The sequence below is a fragment of the Bacillus sp. EB106-02-03-XG38 genome, assembly GCF_058792175.1.
Map to the genome: position 1 here is coordinate 224,011 of NZ_JBYTED010000003.1, position 16,949 is coordinate 240,959.

20 protein-coding genes are annotated in these 16,949 nt (G+C 35.9%); 12 read left to right on the forward strand and 8 right to left on the reverse strand.

The window, feature by feature from the left end:
* Nucleotides 1-85: 85 nt before the first annotated feature.
* Entirely contained in the window at nt 86-889 is an 804-nt protein-coding gene (locus tag AC3WTI_RS15625) for an NAD kinase (protein WP_048531725.1), read from the reverse strand.
* 193 nt (nt 890-1,082) lie between these two features.
* Between AC3WTI_RS15625 and AC3WTI_RS15630 the strand changes: the two genes are divergently transcribed.
* From AC3WTI_RS15630 to ackA, 5 genes are all read left to right on the forward strand, one after another.
* Nucleotides 1,083-1,721, forward strand: coding sequence for a DUF2953 domain-containing protein (locus tag AC3WTI_RS15630; protein WP_492304378.1), 639 nt, complete (start codon nt 1,083-1,085; stop codon nt 1,719-1,721).
* 12 nt (nt 1,722-1,733) lie between these two features.
* Nucleotides 1,734-2,129 carry a GerW family sporulation protein gene (ytfJ, locus tag AC3WTI_RS15635; protein ID WP_000350002.1) on the forward strand — a complete coding sequence of 132 codons (396 nt, stop codon included), beginning with the start codon at nt 1,734-1,736 and terminating at the stop codon, nt 2,127-2,129.
* A gap of 134 nt (nt 2,130-2,263) precedes the next feature.
* Nucleotides 2,264-2,764 carry a thiol peroxidase gene (gene tpx, locus AC3WTI_RS15640; RefSeq protein ID WP_000024525.1) on the forward strand — a complete coding sequence of 167 codons (501 nt, stop codon included), beginning with the start codon at nt 2,264-2,266 and terminating at the stop codon, nt 2,762-2,764.
* A gap of 197 nt (nt 2,765-2,961) precedes the next feature.
* Nucleotides 2,962-3,948, forward strand: a complete 987-nt coding sequence (locus tag AC3WTI_RS15645; RefSeq protein ID WP_142286665.1) for a class I SAM-dependent methyltransferase — start codon at nt 2,962-2,964, stop codon at nt 3,946-3,948.
* Nucleotides 3,949-4,247: 299 nt separating this feature from the next.
* Entirely contained in the window at nt 4,248-5,441 is a 1,194-nt protein-coding gene (gene ackA, locus AC3WTI_RS15650; protein WP_087957180.1) for an acetate kinase, read from the forward strand.
* Between the two features lie 23 nt (nt 5,442-5,464).
* On the opposite strand, the gene AC3WTI_RS15655 is transcribed toward ackA, so the two are convergent.
* Nucleotides 5,465-5,899 (reverse strand): NUDIX hydrolase, encoded by a 435-nt coding sequence (locus tag AC3WTI_RS15655; RefSeq protein ID WP_097840827.1) that lies wholly within the window; start codon nt 5,897-5,899, stop codon nt 5,465-5,467.
* A 71-nt stretch (nt 5,900-5,970) separates the two neighbouring features.
* A complete protein-coding gene (locus AC3WTI_RS15660) occupies nt 5,971-6,606 on the reverse strand; it encodes a DUF1796 family putative cysteine peptidase (RefSeq protein WP_097840826.1) in 636 nt (211 codons plus the stop codon).
* 137 nt (nt 6,607-6,743) lie between these two features.
* Between AC3WTI_RS15660 and AC3WTI_RS15665 the strand changes: the two genes are divergently transcribed.
* Nucleotides 6,744-7,577, forward strand: a complete 834-nt coding sequence (locus AC3WTI_RS15665) for an EcsC family protein (RefSeq protein ID WP_001256864.1) — start codon at nt 6,744-6,746, stop codon at nt 7,575-7,577.
* 32 nt (nt 7,578-7,609) lie between these two features.
* On the opposite strand, the gene AC3WTI_RS15670 is transcribed toward AC3WTI_RS15665, so the two are convergent.
* A complete protein-coding gene (locus AC3WTI_RS15670) occupies nt 7,610-8,272 on the reverse strand; it encodes a YitT family protein (RefSeq protein ID WP_087957177.1) in 663 nt (220 codons plus the stop codon).
* An 854-nt stretch (nt 8,273-9,126) separates the two neighbouring features.
* On the opposite strand from AC3WTI_RS15670, the gene AC3WTI_RS15675 reads away from it, so the two are divergent.
* Complete coding sequence (locus AC3WTI_RS15675; protein ID WP_142286666.1) at nt 9,127-9,321, forward strand: hypothetical protein; 195 nt, start codon at nt 9,127-9,129, stop codon at nt 9,319-9,321.
* A gap of 28 nt (nt 9,322-9,349) precedes the next feature.
* Here AC3WTI_RS15675 and AC3WTI_RS15680 read toward each other — a convergent pair whose 3' ends face one another.
* Nucleotides 9,350-9,667, reverse strand: a complete 318-nt coding sequence (locus AC3WTI_RS15680) for a radical SAM protein (protein WP_087957176.1) — start codon at nt 9,665-9,667, stop codon at nt 9,350-9,352.
* 166 nt (nt 9,668-9,833) lie between these two features.
* On the opposite strand from AC3WTI_RS15680, the gene AC3WTI_RS15685 reads away from it, so the two are divergent.
* Both AC3WTI_RS15685 and argH read left to right on the forward strand, forming a co-directional pair.
* Nucleotides 9,834-11,039, forward strand: coding sequence for an argininosuccinate synthase (locus AC3WTI_RS15685; protein WP_000412329.1), 1,206 nt, complete (start codon nt 9,834-9,836; stop codon nt 11,037-11,039).
* A complete protein-coding gene (gene argH, locus AC3WTI_RS15690; protein ID WP_087957175.1) occupies nt 11,036-12,427 on the forward strand; it encodes an argininosuccinate lyase in 1,392 nt (463 codons plus the stop codon). The genes AC3WTI_RS15685 and argH overlap by 4 nt, the downstream gene beginning before the upstream one ends.
* A gap of 52 nt (nt 12,428-12,479) precedes the next feature.
* Here argH and AC3WTI_RS15695 read toward each other — a convergent pair whose 3' ends face one another.
* Both AC3WTI_RS15695 and AC3WTI_RS15700 read right to left on the reverse strand, forming a co-directional pair.
* Nucleotides 12,480-13,046: a DinB family protein gene (locus AC3WTI_RS15695; RefSeq protein ID WP_097840825.1), complete on the reverse strand. Its 567-nt coding sequence runs from the start codon at nt 13,044-13,046 to the stop codon at nt 12,480-12,482.
* Between the two features lie 95 nt (nt 13,047-13,141).
* A complete protein-coding gene (locus AC3WTI_RS15700) occupies nt 13,142-13,321 on the reverse strand; it encodes a hypothetical protein (protein ID WP_029440113.1) in 180 nt (59 codons plus the stop codon).
* Nucleotides 13,322-13,416: 95 nt separating this feature from the next.
* Here AC3WTI_RS15700 and AC3WTI_RS15705 point away from each other — a divergent pair, with 95 nt between their 5' ends.
* On the forward strand, nt 13,417-14,112 hold the full coding sequence (locus tag AC3WTI_RS15705) for a hypothetical protein (RefSeq protein WP_097840824.1): 696 nt from the start codon (nt 13,417-13,419) through the stop codon (nt 14,110-14,112).
* Between the two features lie 41 nt (nt 14,113-14,153).
* On the opposite strand, the gene AC3WTI_RS15710 is transcribed toward AC3WTI_RS15705, so the two are convergent.
* Nucleotides 14,154-14,612, reverse strand: coding sequence for a universal stress protein (locus AC3WTI_RS15710; protein ID WP_001066673.1), 459 nt, complete (start codon nt 14,610-14,612; stop codon nt 14,154-14,156).
* 147 nt (nt 14,613-14,759) lie between these two features.
* On the opposite strand from AC3WTI_RS15710, the gene AC3WTI_RS15715 reads away from it, so the two are divergent.
* Both AC3WTI_RS15715 and ald read left to right on the forward strand, forming a co-directional pair.
* Entirely contained in the window at nt 14,760-15,551 is a 792-nt protein-coding gene (locus AC3WTI_RS15715) for an SDR family oxidoreductase (RefSeq protein ID WP_087957234.1), read from the forward strand.
* 213 nt (nt 15,552-15,764) lie between these two features.
* Nucleotides 15,765-16,898, forward strand: a complete 1,134-nt coding sequence (ald, locus tag AC3WTI_RS15720) for an alanine dehydrogenase (protein WP_087957172.1) — start codon at nt 15,765-15,767, stop codon at nt 16,896-16,898.
* The last annotated feature ends 51 nt before the right edge of the window (nt 16,899-16,949 follow it).

The following is a 16,949-nucleotide window of genomic DNA, read 5'->3' on the forward strand; positions in this document are numbered from 1 at the left end:
ACAAAAGCTAACAATAGTGGCCGATAGCGAGAAAAATAAAAAACCGCCAAATTATGGGGTTTCATAATTTGGCGGTTTTTTCATGCTATAAAAACGTTCTCTGTACTTTTTCCCAGAAGGAATTGTTTTTTAATTTAACTGTTTTAATTTGTTTATCGCTTAAGCGTACAACAGCTTTTTCTACTTGTTTAATGCTAAGCGCTTCATTATCCAAACCGATAACAGGATAATCATTACCGTCTGGTCTTAGTTTTAAAGTTAGTGTACGTTCGTGATTTAAAATGAACGGTGAACCGAGCGTACGGTATGTGTTGTTATTTAATGATGCTAGTTCGCTTACTTGGAAGCATGGGATAAGTGGGTCAACAACCGCACCATGTAATGATTTATTGTAAGCTGTACTTCCTGTTGGGGTAGAAACGACTAAACCGTCCCCTCTAAATGTTTCGAAATGTAGATTATCAACGTGAACATCGACAACGAATGTTTTAATGATGCTAGAACGTAATGAGAACTCATTTAAACAATGGAAAGATGTACCGTGATCTACATCTACTTGAATTGTTGGGTATTTTCGCACTTCAATTTCATTTTTTGTAATTTCTTGAAGGGCTGTATCAACGTGATCAATATGGAAATCGCAGTAGAAAGAAGTTTCATCTTTCGTAGAAATCCCTGCGTATAAGCAATCTTCTCTAAAACCAGTTTTACGAACGGCTTGTAAGAAAGTTGCATCATCTCCAACACTGACGATAGCGTTTGCATTTTTTGGATGATCTAATATGGTAAATCCATTCTCTTCTAAAATACGATAGATTGGTTTCATTTTTTCAACGAGTGTTGCTTTGTCATCACCATAAAAGAAAAATAAATTGCGACGATCTGCCATTATGTATCCCTCCACTGCAGTTAAATTTTCTGTTCTTCGTGCTACATACCTTCTTGAAGATATGTTCAAATAATATATTTCGATATAAATTGTCAAAATACCTTTTTATTTTTAGAAAAATTTTTATATTCAATCTTATGGAATTCTGTTTAATGATGAATAAACTTGTCGATAATGGGTACGGAGTGAAAGGATGATACGTATGAAGTGGTTCGTAATTGGAATAATAATTCTTCTCGTTTTTATTTTGCTTATACTATTGTCGAAAATAAAGCTTAAAGTGACATTTTTATATTCAGAAATGGAAAAGCAATGTTTGTTTCAAGTGAAAATATGGATGATTCGATATACATTCGATGTGTTGGAAAGAATTGAAAAGCAACAGAAAAAGACGGGACAAAAGATCAAGAAAGCTGAAGAGGATGGCGGATTAGATAATAAAATTATAGCGCAACTGGATAGTATGGGAGAGCTGATAAAAAAGCTGCAAGAAGTTCATACTATTGTTAAAGATTTTCTCAAACGAGTGAAAATCAATGGTTGGAAGTGGCACACGCAAATTGGTGCAGGTGATGCGGCTAGTACTGGAATTGTCACTGGATATGCATGGGGGACAAAAGGTATGGCTGCTGGAGTTGTAGGACAATATATGCATATTGTAGATGTACCAGAATTTGAAATTACTCCTGTTTTTCAAGGAAAAGGATTCGCGTCAAGATGTGAGTTAACCGCATCTTTTCGCATGTTTCGTGCTATAAAAACAGGAATCAAATTAATCGTATTTATGAGAAGACAAAGATCTGGTACGACTGAAAAATCTGTTCAAGCATAGGGGGGATATAGAATGGACCATCCAATTCAAGGTTTAATGACAACCGCAATGCAGCATTTAAAACAAATGACTGATGTAAATACAATTGTCGGTGATCCGATTAAAGCGGCAGATGGAAGTGTAATTCTTACAGTTTCAAAAGTTAGCTTTGGGTTCGCCGCTGGTGGAAGTGAATTTGGTAAAATAGAACATTCAGGCCGTCATCCATTTGGCGGGGGAAGTGGTGGAGGAGTTTCTATTAATCCTGTTGCTTTTCTTGTTATAAATGGAGAAGGTGTAAAAGTGTTGCATTTAGATAAGCAAACACACGTCATCGATAAAATAATTGAATTAGCGCCACAAGCTGTTGATAAAGTGAAAGAAATGATGGATAAACGAAAAGAAGACGATCCTGAATTTCAAATTTAACGAATAAAGAAGCTAATCAATGGGTTAGCTTCTTTAATTTTTTTGTAAATAAAGCGATTTTATTTGCATTATCGATAGGGACAAACTATCATTTACATTGTACATATTTTGTTTAAATAAGGGAGGATTTTCAAGTGGCAAACGTAACTTTTAAAGGTAACCCAATGACTTTAGTTGGAACAGAAGTTAAAGTTGGCGATCAAGCGCCAAACTTCCAAGTGTTAGCAAATGACTTATCTCCAGTAAGTTTAGAAACATACAAAGGCGAAGTAAAATTAATTAGTGTTGTACCTTCAATCGACACAGGTGTGTGTGATGCACAAACACGTCGTTTTAACCAAGATGCAGCAGGTATTGAAAACGCGAAAGTATTAACAATTAGCGCTGACTTACCATTCGCTCAAAAACGCTGGTGTGCAGCAAACGGTTTAGAAAATGTTGTAACACTTTCTGACCACCGTGACCTTTCATTCGGTGAAGCTTACGGCTTAGTAATGAAAGAGCTTCGTTTACTTGCTCGTGCAGTATTCGTAGTAGATAGCAACGACAAAGTAGTTTACGCAGAGTACGTAAGCGAAGGTACAAGCCATCCAAACTATGAAGCAGCATTAGAAGCAGCTAAATCGGCAAAATAATGTGAAGGAAGATGACCTCTTTGTAAGAGGTCGTCTTCTCTCGTATATTGCTATATGGAATCGATATACGAGAGAAGACGTTACATCATACATCACTAAAAAGGGAGCTCTTAAAAAGAGGTCGCTTTTTCTTTTGGGAAAAAATCAGATTATGGTATGATATAAGTTATGTGTAAAAGAGAGAAGGAGGAATGTACGTGAGTCAGACAGTAGAAACATTATTTTCTATTTTTGATTCTTCTGCGGTAGTTTTACGTAAAGAATTAGATGTAACATATTTAGAGGCGCTTGTAGAAACAGGTGATAACTTGTTTGAAGGAGCGATTTTACAAGAGGAATTATCTGAATCAGCAATTGAAAGGCTGAATCGTGAATATAGTACGTTTAATGAAGAAACATATAAAGGTGAAGAAATTCGTAAAGCATTTCAATTAGCCATCTTAAAAGGAATGAAAGAAGGCGTACAAGCGAATCACGAAATGACGCCTGATGCAGTTGGAATGTTCATGAGCTACTTATTCCATAAATTTATGCAAGGTCAAAACGAAATTACTGTGTTAGATCCTGCAATTGGAACAGGTAACTTAATGACTACAGTGTTCAATAGCGCCAAAGAAGGACTAACAATGAGTGGATTTGGTGTAGAAGTGGATGAAGTGCTAATTAAACTTGCTTTAGTAAATGCGAATTTACAAAAGCATGCAATCGAATTCTTCCATCAAGATGGACTAGCACCACTTTATATCGATCCGGTTGATGCAGTCGTTTCAGATTTACCGATTGGTTACTATCCAAATGAAATCGGTGCAAGTGAATATAAGTTAAAAGCAAATGAAGGAATGTCGTATGCACATCACCTATTTATTGAACAAAGTGTGAAACATACGAAAGAAGGCGGGTACTTATTCTTCTTAGTACCGAACTTCATTTTTGAAAGTGATCAAGCACCAAAACTACATGCATTTATTAAAGAAACATGCTTTATTCAGGGGTTATTACAGCTACCTGTTTCCATGTTTAAAAACGAGAAAAATGCAAAAAGTATATTTGTTCTCCAAAAGAAAGGCCCTAGTGTAACAATGCCAAAACAGGCGTTATTAGTGGAGTTACCTAAATTCTCCAACATGAAGGCGATGGAGGACATTATGGACCAATTAAATACTTGGTTTGCAACGCATAAATAAGGCTAGGTATATGTAACAGGGTTAGTAATTCATGTAGTACAGTTTTATATGATATGTCATATTTTTAAATATATACTAGATTAAACTGAATTTTTTTGAAATCTGTAATATATATTTTTTCTTGGTGTTACAATTTTTTCACTTGAAATATATGTCGGACGATGTTTAAATTAAAATCGTGAGTATAAAATTTGCTAATGATGAAACGTTTTCATATGTAGTAAATTTGATCAGATAAAATCGAGCGGTTTGTGGACAGATCCACACAACTACCAAGAGAAAAAGGGGCGAAAGACTAGATGTCAAAAATCATCGCGATTAACGCAGGAAGCTCTTCCTTAAAATTCCAATTATTTGAAATGCCAAGTGAAACAGTATTAACAAAAGGTTTAGTAGAACGTATCGGTTTAGAAGATAGTATCTTCACTATTACTGTAGATGGCGAAAAACAAAAAGAAGTTACAAATATTCCAGATCACGCAGTAGCAGTTAATATGCTTCTTAACAAATTAACTGAAAACGGAATCGTTAAGTCTCTAGATGAGATTGGCGGTATCGGTCACCGTGTTGTTCACGGCGGCGAAAAATTTGCTGACTCTGTTTTAATTACTGATGAAGTATTAGCTGATATCGAAGAATTAAGCGATTTAGCACCACTTCATAACCCAGCAAACATTGTTGGTATTAAAGCATTCCAAGAAGTATTACCAAACGTACCAGCAGTAGCAGTATTCGATACAGCATTCCACCAAACAATGCCGGAATCTGCATTCCTATACAGCTTACCATATGAGTACTACGAAAAGTTCGGCATCCGTAAATACGGTTTCCACGGAACTTCTCATAAATACGTAACTGAGCGTGCGGCTGAATTATTAGGTCGTCCACTTGAAAGCTTAAGCTTACTTTCTTGTCACTTAGGTAACGGTGCAAGTATCGCAGCAGTAGAAGGCGGTAAATCTATCGATACTTCTATGGGCTTCACTCCACTTGCTGGTGTAACAATGGGTACACGTTCTGGTAACATTGACCCTGCGTTAATTCCATACATCATGGAAAAAACAGGCCAAACAGTAGAAGAAGTAGTTAGCGTATTAAACAAGAAGAGTGGTATGTTAGGTCTTACTGGTTACTCTAGTGACCTACGTGACATCATTGCGAAAGAAGAAGAAGGCGACCACCGTGCGAAAGTAGCACTTGATGTATTCGTAAGCCGTATCCACAAATACATCGGTTCTTACACTGCTCGTATGAAAGGTGTAGACGCAATCATCTTCACAGCTGGTGTAGGTGAAAACAGTGCAATTATTCGTGAGCGCGTATTAGAAGGCCTTGAGTACATGGGCGTATACTTCGACGTAAAACGTAATAACGTATTTGGTGAAGAAGCATTCATCAGCTTCCCGCACTCTCCAGTAAAAATTATCGTAATTCCAACTGACGAAGAAGTTATGATCGCTCGTGACGTACTACGTCTTGGAAACATTGGTTAATATATGAAAAGAAAGACGAGATCCTATAGGATTTCGTCTTTTTTCTTTTGGATATAGTTTAAAATTCCATCTGGATATAGTACTTTTTCCTTCTGAATAAATGCTGTAATGGGGATCCATTTCGCATACGATACGGTTTGTTCATCTTGTATATTCAGTGTTTCCGTTTCATATAGTGACACGTCTAATAAACGTAAAGAATATAGCTGAATGATTTCATGACCAATTTCTTCATTAAGATGAAAAATGTTTTCTAGGCATCCTACATAATTGGTGATTTCCACTTCTGTATGAAGCTCTTCTCTAAATTCACGAATAACGGTATGTGCTGATTTTTCACCAAGTTCAATTGAACCGCCAAGAGGCCGGTAATATGTTTCATCGGCTGAATGATATTCTTGTACGAGAACACGCCCGTGATGTATAGCAAGACCAAAAGCTTTTGCACGTGGATACATATACAATCACTCCTTATTTCTTTTGTATAAGGATGATTATAATGTATTGCGTAATAAAACGTGTCGTGTATTTAAGAATGTGGTCGAATTACGATGCCATTAAATAAGTCATTCCAAAATGCTTCATTGTACTGAAATACATCCATAATAGGGCATTTTATAACGCAAATATGCTGTAGTCCCCAATCTTCTTCTACAACAGTAGGTACATCCGCAGGAATCAGTAACAGGACGGAGAAGGTATGTTTTACTATTTGAGATAAAATTTGTTCCAAAGAACGTGCTTCTTCGTAGGTTCCTCCAGTTCGAATGAACAATGTAGATTGTGCCGTTTCAATTGCTGTTAGAAAACGATGAATTCGATGCTCATAGTTTAACTTAATTTCTGTATAAGAAGGCCAAGAAGTTGGTGTGTTTACATCTGTTTTAAAGTCGTGGCAAGAGTCGATTTCATATAGATTATCACGGAGTCTTAGTTTTGCACCATCATCCCAAAATGAGATGAAGGATAAGTTTTCGAACTTTAAAAAACGGTCAAATCGATTTTGTAATAATACATTCACTTTTTCTAATGAAGGGCTTAGCATAAAATCGATAACACCAAAAAATGGTGATAATTCGAATTGATATAAAGCCCAAGCAGGCCAGCAGTTTTGTCCTAAGCTGAATACTGCATTATAGTTTTGTTTTAGATTGGATAGATTCATGTGAAGTATCTCATCCTTTTTGCTATTATTTTATGTCACTCATAAAGGGTACGTGAAAAGAGATATACAAGCATATTTGCAAAGAATAAGCAGAAATATGTTACAATAGAAAAAAATCGAACGAGGTGGTTGTTACGATGCGATCGAAGCGAGAACAAGCCATTTTAGACAATATAAAAGAATGGGAATTGCAATTGGTTGAGCAAGAAGCGACAGATTTTCAAAAAATGTTTGATAAATGGGTACATACTACAATTGCGAAATTACCTGAGAAAAAACGAAAAGATTTCTTTACAAAAGCAGATGGATGGCTCTTTCATTTGCATGCATTGATTCAAAGTTCACAATCACAATTAGATGCGCGTAATCGTATTTTAGGAACGTCGAGATTATTTGATGAATCGATTGAGCAACTAGAGGACTTAAAAGAATTATCTATTGATCAATTAACATACATAGCAGAGCAGCAAACAGCACGACATCGCTTATATTCATTCGTACAAGGCGGAGCAACGGGTGCTGGAGGGTTATTATTACTAACAGCTGATTTCCCGGTTATGATTGCGTTAAATGTGAAGGCTGTCCAACTTATTGCCACATCATTTGGGCATGATGTGAACAAGCCTTATGAAATGATGCTTGCATTAAAGGTCTTTCATGCGTCTTTACTACCAGGAAGACTTCAGCAATACGCATGGTACAATTTACTGCAAGAACTAGAGCAAGAGGATTCGTTCTTCTATGAAGGAGACGAAGCGGTGTTACAACCAGCTTCTACTGAAGTTGTGTTAAAACAAATTTTAAAAACATTTTCGATCTATGCTCTTCGTCGCAAATTGTTCCAAGGAATTCCGGTTATTGGAATGGCAATCGGGTCTACTGTAAATTATCGTTTAACAAGAAACGTTACTGAATTTGCAAATAGATTTTATCAAGTGCGCCACATAGTCGAGAAGGAAAAAAGAGCATAAAAAAAAGCGAGAGGCTGAAGCCTTTCGCTTTTTTAATTTGTTGCATGCTTTTTGGACATTGGAATAGATACTGGTTGCTTTTCTTCTGCTTTTTCTGTTTTTGGATAATAAATTAAATCCAATGTTTTTGCCTGTACGGCAATCGAAAGAATAGTAAAAGCAATTTCTGTCCAATTTAAATAATATAATGAAAGCGCAAGAACAATCGCGTCAAAGACGAAGAAAATTTGACCAATTGTAAAACGAGTTCGTTTACTTAATACAATTGTTAAAATGTCGTCTCCGCCGGTTGCACCGCCAAATCGCAATATAAAACCGAGTCCAATACCAGCTAATGCACCGCCAACTACTGCAGCTATAAATAAATTATTTGATAAATCGACCGTAAATGGAGAATAATTTTCCATAAGAGAATAAAATACTCCGAATGAAATCGAACCTAGAAATGAATAGCCAACCATTTTTCTACCTAAAAATGAAGCACATAGTAAAATAATTGGGATATCCATCATTACAGTTGAAATAGATGGTGAAATATCATAAAAATTTTGGATGAATAGTGCGATACCTACAAAGCCACCTTCTGTTAAGTGGTTTTGAAAGTGAATGTGATATAGCGCTGCTGCTAAAATAAATGAACCGATTAAAACCATAAAAATTTCTTTAATAATTTGTCGACTTTGGATGTTCCTCATCGTTATTCCTTCTTTCCGTAGTTAGTAGTCCTTTTTGTGTTGTAAACTAACTACGAGCTCACATGTAGCTTCAGTTAGTTTACGAAAAAAACTAACTACGCTATATGTCGCTGAAGAAATAACGAATAATCCTCTCGTCCATCAATTCTCCCTACCTTCGTTTTAGTTTAAGTCTTAAAACGACTAAACAAAACGTGGAGTAGGATTCTTCATTTAGCAATCCTGCTCTTCTTTGTTTTGTTTAGCTAGTAACAATTAAGTCCTAAACAAAACGCTATGTGTAAGAAGAGTCTTTTTTTTGCCAAATTATCCTTCGGGCAATCATAATTTCCCCACTCTCGTATTTTTTTCGCTAGACCAAAGTATCTGAGCTGAAAAATACGCTACGTGTATGATTCGTCAATACGATGCCACATGCTCCTTCGAGCGATCATGATATCAAAATCCCTTCCTTCAAGATTTATATTATTATATCATACTTTCAAAAAATGTATGCGGATGGAAACCGACAATAAACGGAGGAAATCTACAAAAATTGTTATGTTTAAATATTTTTGTAGAAAAGCCTAAGTTATTTCGGAGAATTGGACAGTTTTTTTTAAGTTTGTCCAATAAGTAAAAAAGAAGAGTTTTTATTCAGTTGTATTTTTATCATCACTTTTATCTTTAAAAAACGCATCCCAGCTAATTACACTTAAAAAAGTTAAAGCGATAATAACGAAAGCGCGCATAAGTTTGAACCTCCTTTTGTACATAGTATATGAATCATTCGCTTTGGAATGTGTCATTTTTTTACAAGTCTTAACTATTATGAGATTATATTAATATAGATAGATGAAGGGGAGAGTGGAGGCATGCTAAAAGAAATGTTTAAAAGAAAAGAATTAATATGCGTTTCATGTCAGAAAAAGATTCAATATGAAGAAGAGCTCGTTGCTTTTGTAAAGTTGCCGAAAGAAAGAAGTATATTAGTTGGTCCATTTGATGTATGTTTGGCAAAAACAGCACAAGAAATATATTGTAAATCGTGTTACGACAAAAAAGCATGACCCAAAGTAATTGAGGGGCATGCTTTTTTCATTGGTGTGCTTTCCCCTCAGATACATTTTGAGTGAGTCGATACCAAAGCCAAAGGTCATTAATGATGGAAGCGAGATCGGCAATTTCTGAATTCAGTTTGCAAGAAATTTCAAAGTCTTCTTCGTTATTTAAATGATGCTGTTTTGTATTAATAGAGTGCTCGAGTTCTTTTATGCGATCAGGAATCTTTCCACGAACTTGTTCCCATTTTAATAAAATAGCATGCTGCATTTTTTCGGGGATACTTTCCCAGTCTGCTTGTAAATGTGGAATTTCAATTCCTAGATGATCATCGTATAAGAAATACTTTTCCATAAGTTCACCCCCGTTTTCCTGCTTATATTGTACATGAAAACAGAAAGAAGCTCGACGAAATTGTTTGAAAAAATTTGAAAATGACTCTTGATACATTTTGTAAAAGGTGTTAAAGTGTGAATTATTATAAAAGAAAATGAATATTTATTCTTTAGGGGGATGCAAAATGGAGAAGAAAAAAGTGGTATTAGCATATTCCGGAGGTCTTGATACTTCCGTTGCAATTAAATGGTTACAAGAGAAAAATTATGATATTATCGCGCTTTGTTTAGACTTAGGGGAAGGTAAAGACTTAGCATTTGTAAAAGAAAAGGCACTTTCAGTAGGTGCAATTAAATCATATATGATTGATGTTCAAGAAGAATTTGCAAATGAATATGCATTGATGGCGATGCAAGCACACACGTTATACGAAGGGAAATACCCTCTCGTTTCAGCGTTATCACGCCCACTTATCGCGAAGAAATTAGTAGAAATTGCAGAACAAGAAGGGGCGACTGCAGTTGCACATGGATGTACAGGGAAAGGGAATGATCAAGTTCGTTTTGAAGTTTCTATTCAAGCGTTAAATCCTTACTTAGAGGTGATTGCTCCTGTACGTGAATGGAAATGGTCACGTGAAGAAGAAATTGCCTATGCAAAAGAAAACAATGTACCAATTCCGATTAATTTAGATAGCCCATTTTCAATCGATCAAAACTTATGGGGACGCAGTAATGAATGTGGCATTTTAGAAGATCCATGGGCAGCGCCACCAGAAGATGCATATGAGATGACATTGGCATTAGAAGATACACCGAATAAACCAGAGTTTGTAGAAATCGGTTTTGAAGCAGGTGTACCAACTACTTTAAATGGCACTGCATATCCACTTTCAGAATTAATTAAAACGTTAAATGCACTTGCTGGAAAACATGGCGTTGGACGTATCGATCACGTAGAAAATCGTCTTGTTGGTATTAAATCGCGTGAAGTATATGAATGCCCAGCAGCGATGACATTAATTACGGCGCATAAGGAACTTGAAGATTTAACACTCGTAAAAGAAGTAGCGCATTTTAAACCGATGATTGAGCAGAAAATAACAGAACTTATTTATAACGGTTTATGGTTCTCACCTTTAAAACAAGCGCTTAACGCTTTCTTACAAGAAACACAAAAGAATGTAACAGGTACAGTGCGTGTGAAATTATTTAAAGGCCATGCGATTGTAGAAGGACGTAAATCTGAGTACTCTTTATACGATGAAAAATTAGCAACATATACTGCCCAGGATGAATTCAATCATGATGCAGCAGTTGGATTCATTTCATTATTCGGTTTACCGACGAAAGTATACAGCCAAGTAAATCAAAAGAAGGTGGAAGCGTGAGCAAACTTTGGGGCGGACGTTTTACAGAAGAAGCGGAAGCATGGGTTGAAGAGTTCGGAGCATCCATCTCCTTCGATCAACAATTAGTAAATCAAGATATAAACGGAAGTATTGCACACGTAACGATGCTAGCAAAGCAAGGCATCGTTACGAAAGAAGAAGCTGAGAAAATAAAGATAGGTCTTCAATATTTATTAGAAGAAGCGAAACAAAATAAATTGTATTTTTCAGTTGAAGCGGAAGACATTCATTTAAATATCGAAAAGATGTTAATTGAAAAAATCGGTGAAGTAGGCGGGAAACTTCATACTGGGCGAAGCCGTAATGATCAAGTGGCGACTGATATGCACTTATATTTAAAAGAAAAAGTAGAACATATTATAAAAGCTACAAAACAATTGCAAACTGTTCTTGTTCATCAAGCAGAAAATAATATTGAAACCATTATGCCTGGTTATACGCATTTGCAGCGTGCGCAGCCAATTTCATTTGCGCATCATATTCTCGCTTACTTCTGGATGTTAGAGCGTGATGTGAATCGTTATGAAGATTCGTTAAAGCGTATTAACATGTCGCCATTAGGAGCAGGAGCGTTAGCAGGGACAACATTCCCGATTGACAGAGAATATAGTGCGGAGCTTCTTGGGTTTAATGGAATCTATGAAAATAGTTTAGATGCAGTAAGTGATCGTGATTTCATACTGGAGTTCCTAAGTAACTCCTCTATGCTCATGATGCACTTATCACGCTTTTGCGAAGAACTTATTTTATGGAGTAGCCAAGAGTTTCAGTTTATTGAAATGAGCGATCAATACGCAACGGGAAGCAGCATTATGCCGCAAAAGAAAAATCCAGATATGGCGGAACTTATTCGTGGTAAAACAGGCAGAGTATACGGTAATTTATTTAGTTTACTTACAGTCATGAAAGGATTACCGCTCGCTTACAATAAAGACTTGCAAGAAGACAAAGAAGGAATGTTTGATACTGTAAAAACAGTAGAAGGGTGCCTTCATATTATGGCAGGCATGTTAGAGACGATGACTGTCAACAAAGAAAAGATGGGGCAAGCTGTAACCCAAGATTTCTCTAACGCAACAGAAATTGCTGACTACTTAGCAAGTAAAGGACTACCATTCCGTCAAGCTCATGAAATTGTTGGGAAGTTAGTGCTATACTGCACACAAAAAGGAATTTATTTATTAGATGTACCACTTGAAACGTATAAAGAAATGAGCTTGTTATTTGAAGAAGATTTGTATGAAGTTCTTTCACCGTATGCCGCTGTAAAGCGCCGTAATAGTGCTGGCGGGACTGGGTTTGAACAGATTGAAAAAGCTTTGGAGAAGGCGAAGGGATTAGTTGGAGAGTTTGTAGGAATTAAATGATGTATATAGAAGGTAAGGTGCTTTTTATAGAAAGCACCTTACCTTTTTGTATTTAGATTTTTACAGGAGTATTTATCATTTCATAATTATTTTTCATAATCATAAAATGATGTTTCTCATGTATCGCTAATAGCTGAATAGATTGAATCAAATTAGGGTAGTGAGCAATTGGATCTAAAAATACGATATGCCCTGCAATATTTTCTTCTATATTTTGAACGAGCTTTTTTATTTCATCTGTTTCACGTGCAAGTAATTCTTCTAATTCAGTTACATTCATAGAGTGATAAACTTTTTTTGAGGGAATTAAAATCAAAGGTGCTTTCATTCCTTTACCATGCTTTTCTTTATATTCGGCATAAATGTCATGTATGTCAGTTGCAAATGGGGCATTTTTTCTTAGCTTTGCATAAGGGATAAGAGTGAGAGAGAATTTAATTGCTACTTTGAGCATCTTTGCAATTAAATATAAGTGATAAAAATGTTCACCAATAGACCATTTTTTGTCCTCTTTCCTATGCCATAGTTGTTCTTGTGAGAGTGAATGGAGATGAGGAAGGAACTCGTTTCTTTGTACATGTAATGTATGAAAATGTTTTGAGATATTTTCAGATTTCATATTTTCGCATCCTCCACACTTTTTCCTAATTATAACATTTTTATATGGATGTAAGTAAGCCTAGAGCAATCTGCTCTAGGCTTACAATGTATCGATTAATCGTACTTATGTCGATCTTCCGTAATTCGAATATACTCAATATCCATCAAATCTCGCAGCAATGCACCATTACTTAGTTCCACGCCATGTTTCTCTTTAAAATGAGTACGGATCATATCTAGCATTTCGAGTTCTTTCCCATTCACATCTAAAATAATACGTTCAGAATCATCCATGTAGCATCCTCCTTTTTTAAACATATATATTTTGTCCGTCTATTTCTAAAAAATGTATGTTAACCTAAAGTTAGGAAATAAGAAAGGGATGGAAAATGAGACGTATTTATTCTATAGGGTTAATTTTGTATACGTTAATTGTATTACACGCTGCATTCCCAAATATCTTTTCATTTGAGGATGTAGAAATAGTACACATGGGGATATTTATCTTTATTCTATTTGTAGTAGATTGCTGTATTTCGATATGGCTTTCGAAAAGAAAACATGTACAAGATAAAAAAGAAATGGAACGAAAAAAGAGAAAACGTTCATTTTGGATAACAACGTATTGTTTTTCTTTAGTGATCGCTGCCGCTTTTTTTAGTGAGCATGTTCCATTAGAGAGATTAAATATTGGATTTGGAGCGTTCGTATTTGCATACTATTTTTTCATGCACTTTCTTCCTTATATGAAAGAAAAGCGAGGAGAAGAGGAAGATCCACTTGTAGGAGAAGCGAGAGAAAAAGAGCATAAAAGAATAGAAGAAGATATACAGAAACTTGGAGAACAAAAATGGTATTTGAAATCTAAAATCATATATGTTCTTTGCTTTATTACGCCGCCAATTGGTTATTTGTATGTATTCTGCCTTCGTAAAAAAATGACAGAAGATGCAAGGCAATCTTATTTAACGGTAGCTACGATTATGATGGCATTGTGGTCTTTGAAGTTTCTTCCGCCTTATGTATTGGCAATTACTGTTGTTATTGTGGCTTGTCTTGTATTTATAGTGAAATATGTGAAATGAAAAACACCAAGCCCATGTGGACTTGGTGTTTTATTTATAAATTAAAGCTCACCTTGCTCCTCATCACCACGAACAACAAGGACATCGCATTTCGCATAGCGAATAATATGTTCAGAGACGCTACCAATTAGGAAACGCTCAACAGCATTTAAACCAGTTGCACCACACATAATTAAATCTACTTTATGGTTTGGAGCGATTTCTTTTGAAATTTTTGATTTAGGATTACCAAATTCTAATACAGTTTCAATTTTTTCAAGGCCAGCTTCAAGAGCAGTTTTTTTGTAGTCTTCTAATAAGTCTTCTGCAAATAGATTGGCACGTTCAGCAATTGCACGGCTATAAGCTTCTACTGCTGAGTATGCTTTTACATCAACGATATGAGCAATAGTTAATGTTGCATTGTTGCGTTTTGCGACTTGAATTGCTTTTTTAAAGGCTTTTTCTGCTTCTTTAGAACCATCCACCGCGATTAAAATATTTGTATATGTATTATTCATAGTAAATTCCTCCCAATCATTTTTATTACCGTTTACAACTTTATTATAAAACAAATTTTGGTAATGTGCTTATCGGAAACGTTACAGAATTTTGAAAACTTTATTTCAATTCATTTTAGTTGTAATTGGTGCGAGAACTTGTTACATATGAAGTATAGCAATTTAAAAGGAGGCATGTTTGTGAGACACGCGCTCATTACAGCCGGTACGAAAGGTTTAGGAAAGCAAGTAACAGAAAAGTTATTGGCTAAAGGTTATTCAGTAACAGTAACATATCATAGCGATATAGCTGCTATGGAAACGATGAAAGAAACATATAAAAATATGGAAGAGCGTCTACAATTCGTGCAAGCGGATGTCACGAAAAAGGAAGATTTACATAAAATAGTAGAAGAAGCGATAAGCCGTTTTGGCAAAATTGACTTTTTAATTAATAATGCTGGTCCATATGTATTTGAACGAAAAAAGTTAGTCGATTATGAAGAAGACGAATGGAATGAAATGATTCAGGGTAATTTAACAGCGGTATTTCATTTGTTGAAACTTGTCGTTCCAGTTATGAGAAAACAGAACTTTGGCCGTATTATTAATTACGGATTCCAAGGGGCAGATAGTGCACCGGGATGGATTTATCGTTCAGCTTTTGCTGCAGCGAAAGTAGGACTTGTTTCATTAACGAAAACAGTTGCTTATGAAGAAGCTGAATATGGTATTACTGCAAACATGGTATGTCCTGGTGATATTATTGGTGAAATGAAAGAAGCGACAATTCAAGAAGCACGTCAGTTGAAAGAACGTAACACACCAATTGGTAGATCTGGAACAGGTGAAGATATCGCAAGAACGATTTCGTTTTTATGTGAGGACGATTCCGATATGATTACCGGTACAATTATTGAAGTAACTGGTGCGGTAGATGTTATTCATAGACATCGATAGAGCAAAATAAAGTGAAGTTTCGAATAATTGGACAGTTTATCCTGCACGCTGAGAGGTGCGGATAATACTGTCCTTTAATGTAATATTAAATCTATCGGAAAACTTGTATTATTTTTTGTCAAATATTGAGATATTATGTTAAAATATAAGAGCGTAGAAAGCGCTTTAAAAAATGATTCAGGGGTCATTTCATAACTCAAGGGGGAACTTATAATGCGTATCGGTATTCCAACAGAAATTAAAAACAATGAAAACCGCGTGGCAATGACGCCAGCGGGAGCTGTACATTTAGTGCAAAATGGTCATGAAGTTTTTGTTCAAAAAGGAGCAGGTATAGGATCAGGCTTTACAGATGAAGAATACGTACAAGCTGGTGCGAAACTTGTTGAAACTGCTGAAGAAGCATGGAATCAAGATATGGTTATGAAGGTAAAAGAGCCAGTTGCAAGTGAATACGGTTATTTCCACGAAGGTTTAATTTTATTCACATACTTACACTTAGCTCCAGAACCAGAATTAACGAAAGCATTAATTGATAACAAAGTTGTATCAATTGCATACGAAACAGTACAATTAGAAAACCGTTCACTACCATTACTTGCACCTATGAGTGAAGTAGCTGGTCGTATGTCTGCACAAATCGGTGCACAATTCCTTGAGAAAAACAAAGGCGGTAAAGGTATTTTACTTGCAGGCGTTCCAGGGGTAAAACGCGGCAAAGTAACAATTATCGGCGGTGGTCAAGCTGGTACAAACGCAGCGAAGATTGCAGTAGGTTTAGGTGCAGATGTAACAATCATCGACTTAAGTGCAGAACGTCTTCGTCAACTAGATGACATTTTCGGTAACCAAGTAAAAACGTTAATGTCTAATCCATACAACATTGCAGAAGCTGTAAAAGAATCTGACCTTGTGATTGGTGCGGTATTAATTCCAGGTGCAAAAGCGCCAAAACTTGTAACAGAAGAAATGATTCAATCAATGGAACCAGGTTCTGTCGTTGTAGATATCGCGATTGACCAAGGTGGTATTTTCGAAACAACTGACCGTATTACAACTCATGACAACCCAACTTACGAAAAACATGGCGTTGTTCATTATGCAGTTGCTAATATGCCAGGTGCGGTTCCACGTACATCAACTCTTGCATTAACAAACGTAACAGTACCATATGCAGTACAAATTGCGAACAAAGGCTACAAAGATGCTTGCCTAGGCAACACTGCATTATTAAAAGGTATTAACACATTAGATGGCTATGTAACATTCGAAGCAGTTGCAGAAGCTCACGGCTTACAATACGCTGATGCGAAAGAGCTTCTTGAAAAAGCTCCTGCTTTATCATAATAGAGATATATGTAAACCCCTCCTTTTGTAAGGAGGGGTTTTTTACTTGGG